Genomic DNA, 4582 nt, shown 5'->3' with positions numbered 1-4582 from the left:
GGAGATCTACCTGTTCGCCTATGACTCAATCGCCGAGGCCCGCAAATCGATCATGCGCTATCTTGATTGGTACAACCGCAATAGACCCCATTCAAAATTAGAGAAAAAGACGCCCGATGAGGCGTATGCCGTAATGTTGCCGACGGTCGAACAGGCAGCGTAACCAGGCAGGAGATTCCACCTTAGAAGCAGTAAAGCTTGTCCAAACGAACGGAGCCACCTCTGGACCCTCTATCTGTGGAGGCTCACTATTTTTACCTGACTATCTTGATCTCAATGTTAATAGTAGGCGCATCTTCATCTTCTTGATACAGCTTATTAAAAAGCTCTTCATATGCTGATTTTATAGCATCTTCAAACTGAATATTTCTGCCAGAGGAAAGAGGCAACGAATAGTTACCACTGGATAATAAGTTTACATTTGCATGGACATATACATCTAAGGAACCCTCGTTTATTGACCATGGCTCGGTATCCTCACAGCATATGGCAAATAAATTTGATACAAAGCACTAGCTCCACAGTTTTTTTCCTTGGATTTATTTTTAACTGATAACAACCAAAAAGCTACTTCTATGCTACCTGACCTTTTATTGCGATTGATAAATCGTTTTGATGAAAGATCGAGTTGTTGATAGCCAAGTTCATAGTCTTCACTCTCTGCAGAGCAAGTAACCCAAGAACGGTAAGCTTCACTTACTTCCTGAAAGCTGATCTCTGCAAGTTCACCTAATGGTGTATAATAAAGCAAAGATGTATTTTTAAGTTGAGTACTAGGCCATACAGGGTCTGTGCAGTTCCAGTATGTATCCTGAAAGAAACGATCTTCGGAAATTACATTTTCATTTCGTGCGACACGAGTAACAGCATAAAAATCTGGATAACGAGAATCTCGGTGTAAAGCTCCGTCCTCAAAATCATAGTCATAGTTAGTAGTCTTGGATACGTTCATAGTTCCACAACTAATATATTCGTTGCATCTATTGACATAGTAGCTTGACCCACAATCACTGTCACTTGAGTAGACATGAGTAATGTCCTGGAATATAGAATTTACAAAATGACCTAATTCTTCATATGAAGATACAGGAACAGTATCTTGTAGATTTAAGTTGTATTCTGCCGGTGAGTCTTTGATGCAGACATAACTATATGGTGGAGTAGACGGACTCCATTCAACTTCATCATGTAAATATGATGATATTTCTGGCATTTTCAAAGATAAATACTGATCATAAAGAAATGTTTCACTTACGTCCTGTCTAAAACTAAGCCAATTATAAATATCTCTTTTATCGCATGGAAATTCAACCTCATTACCTTCATTATCCTCGACTTGTGCATAACGATTATTTCTGGGATCCCAAACAAATGGAACTGATCAAGGTCACGATGGAACAGGTTGTTCAGTCCGTAAACAATCTAAACAATAGGCCAAGAAAATGTCTCAATTTCAAAACACCCTATGAAGTTTTCAACAAACTGACAGGTATCGATGTCAGAAAAATCATGGGTTATGCACTTATCACTTGAATTCAGCCACAATGTATTCAGGATCTTTGAATATAAAATTCCCCCAGTCAGGCGAGTCAGGTTTAAAAATGATACGACCGTTGGCATAGTTATCTTCCTTATCTTTTAAACTCTCATCCCAGACAACTTGAGGAATTGTGGCAAATGATTCGGCTACCGTAAGTGGCTTCACATTTTCATCCCCCGGCAGCATTTTCTCCATAAGAGCGATAAAAAAAGTTTCGTTGGTCTCTCGATAAATTTTCCTAGACCAGCCAAAGGCTACTTTCGCACCTTTTGCTTTAAATACCTTCCACATCTCATCGTTATGCATACTGGAGCAGAAACCAAGGTACATAAATGTATCATCCATCGAATCGACATATTTCTCAACAAACCAAGGGAGAACTACATAATGGTAAACCCCGACGGTGTTGGGCTTTTTACTGACTGCTAACCGCCAAAACAACAAATCGTCAAGGTATTGATCATCAACTAATCCGTTATCGGGAGCAACACCGTATTCAAGAGCAACGGTTCCTGTACGGAAGCCGGGAAAAGGGCCTATTCCTGTCGTTGAATCCCAGTACCAACCATGGGTGTGCATGATAACTGTGCCATAATCTCCGAATTTTTTGACCATTTCCACAGAAGCAGCAGCATCTCCAAGAATAGCAACTGGACTTGTAAAAGTGTTAAAATGCTCAGCTTCGAAGAATACCTCCTGCCCATCATCCGCTATATCCTTTTGCTCGTCATTTGGTGTACTATACCCAGGTGCATACAAGAGGACCTTACTATTACCAGGATAACGGTATTCTGATGATTGTGTTACCTGCGGAATAGACAACAGAATAGTAAGAGCGATCAGGGTAGCGGTGCAACGGTTGGCATTCATAATAAAAATTCCGTATACTTTTTCGAATGAATAGATTTATGGGCCGTTTAATTTGTGTCCACTCTACGGTCATGTTCGAAATTCGCGCCGTGCTGCCTGGCATACTCACGACCTTGTTCATCAAATAATGCACCCTTCACCTGGGTATTGCTCATACTTGCTCCTGTTAAATCAGCTCCGCGCAAATCGGCTCCTTGTAATCTGACCCAATCAAGATTGGCCTTCTGTAGGTTGGCTCCACGCAAATCAGCCTTTCTCATGCTATTCTGACGCATGTCAACACCCTCGAAATTGGCCCCCTGTAGATTTGCACCTTTAAAATTCGCCCTTATATATGTCACTTGGCTAAAATCCACACCAGCAAGGTTTGCTCTTTGCAGCTTCGTATGAGTCATATTTGCACTATCAAGCTTCACACCTACTAATATACAGTTATAAAGAACTGCGTTTTGTAGATCGGCCTTACTTAAATTTGCATCACTTAAATCGGATCCAGCCAAACAAGCGTTTTCCAAACAAACACCTTCCAAGTTGGCTCCGGAAAGGTCACACTCTTCACATCTTTTAGTGGTCTGCAATATTTCAAGATGTTGCTGGTCAAAGGCGAACACTGGTCGACACCAGAAAAAAAATGCTAAAATACATAAGATCACAACATTATATCTTTGCATAATCACTTCTCTTATTTTTTAAGTAACATAATGAAAAATTGCCTGTTAATCATAGCAACGACTAATCAACAGGTGGCGCGTCAGGATCAGGTAGGTCAAGGATAACCGGGATCAAGCCTCTAAAAAACAGACAAAGTGAACCGGAAGAGAGGGTGGCACTGGAAAAATCCCCATTTGCCCTTGCTTCTTCCAAAACTTGTTGGCGGGCTTCCAGGACGTCCATGGTGTTCAGCAGAACGGTAAAACTGTCTTCAACCGCTTGCACTCCCTGGTTCATGGCTTGCCAGTCTGCTGCAGTCAGAGGCTCCACGACCGAAATATAAACCTGCGCAGTGTATACTTCTCCGATTTCATCCCTGAGCTCAAGATCAAGGGTATACATGCCAGGCTCGCTGAAGCTCAGTTGATAGCCCTGCTCGGCACTGCCTTCAACCAGAACACTGCCAGGTCCTTGATCCAGTAATATTGCGGTATCCCAATTCACTGCTGCTTGAAGGTGAGGTACAATGCGCAACCTGGTGGCCAACGGAGCGAAACCACCGGCTTTCTCCATCTGAATTTCCAGCCAGTTCAAGGTTGTTTCCCGGTTAACCGTCAACATGGCTTCAGTACTGTTACCATTGGAATCAGTCGCGTGAACAGTTACACTATTTTGACCGGATTCTAAACTGAACTCGGGAAGGAGGAACTCCTTATTATTGACCAGAGCCGGCTGACTGTTGACAGCTACTTGCGCATAAGAGGCGGTGGTGATAACTCGACCTTTAACAGGAATAGATGCAGCGGGGGTGCTAACTTGGTCCAAGGGAGGTTCAATGACTAAACGCAACGGCACCACCGATATGGTTGCTGATACCGAGGCGCTTCCCCCTGCATTGACAGCTGTAAGGGTATAGGCTGTGGTAACTGAAGGGGTTACCTCAATGGAACCGCTTACCCCCACAGTGCCTATCTCCTGGTTGATGGTGACACTCTCAGCACCATCGGTCTCCCAGATGAGTTCGGTTGTCTCCCCTGCAGCAATGTTCAAAAGTGCAGCGCTTAGTTCGGCTGTGGGTGGTGGCGGCAACACCGTTACGGTTACATCGAGGTGTTGCTGATTGCAGCCTTGGCATTCCAGGGGAGCAAGGCTTCATAATCTTCCAGGGATTCAGCCAGCGGTAGGCCCTCGAAAATATGACGAAGATAACTGTAGGGCTCCATTTCATTTGCTTTGGCTGTTTCAATCAGGCTATACAGCGCTGCACTGGCTTCCGCTCCTTCAGGATTTCCTGAAAAGAGCCAGTTTTTCCTGTTATGCTGAGCTCAGCATAACAGGAATTATGCACAGTTCGCGATTATGCGGAGTTCACTACCGGCATCCTGCGGATGCAGTGGTGTAATGCCCCACCAATGGCTTTTTGAAGGGTAACCGTGACGTCGGTAGTGTAACGATAATGTCAGCATAATTTACAATCCATCCAGAAACGAGAGTACATCACAGGTGGGTTTGTAGCGAGTG

At 43.6% G+C, this 4582-nt stretch carries 5 protein-coding genes and 2 pseudogenes; 2 read left to right on the top strand and 5 right to left on the bottom strand.

The genetic code is table 11. The annotated features are described in order from the left end of the window. Positions 1-163, top strand: a 163-nt coding sequence (locus G494_RS23720) for an integrase core domain-containing protein (RefSeq protein WP_035246782.1), incomplete at its 5' end; no start/stop codon positions are given. Positions 164-454: 291 nt separating this feature from the next. Here the strand turns inward: G494_RS23720 and G494_RS26960 are convergent. Then, a complete protein-coding gene (locus tag G494_RS26960; RefSeq protein WP_153305902.1) occupies positions 455-1219 on the bottom strand; it encodes a hypothetical protein in 765 nt (254 codons plus the stop codon). 167 nt (positions 1220-1386) lie between these two features. Here G494_RS26960 and G494_RS28205 point away from each other — a divergent pair. Then, positions 1387-1533 (top strand): annotated as a pseudogene (locus tag G494_RS28205) (IS30 family transposase); the annotation flags it as partial. Here G494_RS28205 and G494_RS0114520 read toward each other — a convergent pair. From G494_RS0114520 to G494_RS26345, 4 genes and pseudogenes are all read right to left on the bottom strand, one after another. Further along, positions 1526-2410: a hypothetical protein gene (locus G494_RS0114520; RefSeq protein WP_028585108.1), complete on the bottom strand. Its 885-nt coding sequence runs from the start codon at positions 2408-2410 to the stop codon at positions 1526-1528. The pseudogene G494_RS28205 and the gene G494_RS0114520 sit on opposite strands and share 8 nt — an antisense overlap. A 47-nt stretch (positions 2411-2457) precedes the next feature. Continuing rightward, a complete protein-coding gene (locus G494_RS23710) occupies positions 2458-3081 on the bottom strand; it encodes a pentapeptide repeat-containing protein (RefSeq protein WP_084456899.1) in 624 nt (207 codons plus the stop codon). Positions 3082-3142: 61 nt separating this feature from the next. Beyond that, on the bottom strand, positions 3143-4111 hold the full coding sequence (locus tag G494_RS25630; RefSeq protein ID WP_153305901.1) for a hypothetical protein: 969 nt from the start codon (positions 4109-4111) through the stop codon (positions 3143-3145). Between the two features lie 50 nt (positions 4112-4161). Continuing rightward, positions 4162-4374: pseudogene (locus tag G494_RS26345) on the bottom strand (transposase domain-containing protein); the annotation flags it as partial. Between the last annotated feature and the right edge of the window lie 208 nt (positions 4375-4582).

Origin of the sequence: Desulfogranum mediterraneum DSM 13871 (genome assembly GCF_000429965.1) — a bacterium.
In the GTDB taxonomy this organism is placed as follows: domain Bacteria; phylum Desulfobacterota; class Desulfobulbia; order Desulfobulbales; family Desulfobulbaceae; genus Desulfogranum; species Desulfogranum mediterraneum.
The sequence above is the reverse complement of the archived record's forward strand: the minus strand, read 5'-3'. Positions and strand labels throughout refer to the sequence as shown.

What these genes read in the sequence shown, in the direction of transcription:
- G494_RS0114520 (WP_028585108.1), bottom strand. Translation starts at nt 2,410, where the DNA reads ATGAATGCCAACCGTTGCACCGCTACCCTGATCGCTCTTACTATTCTG.
- G494_RS23710 (WP_084456899.1), bottom strand. Translation starts at nt 3,081, where the DNA reads ATGCAAAGATATAATGTTGTGATCTTATGTATTTTAGCATTTTTTTTC.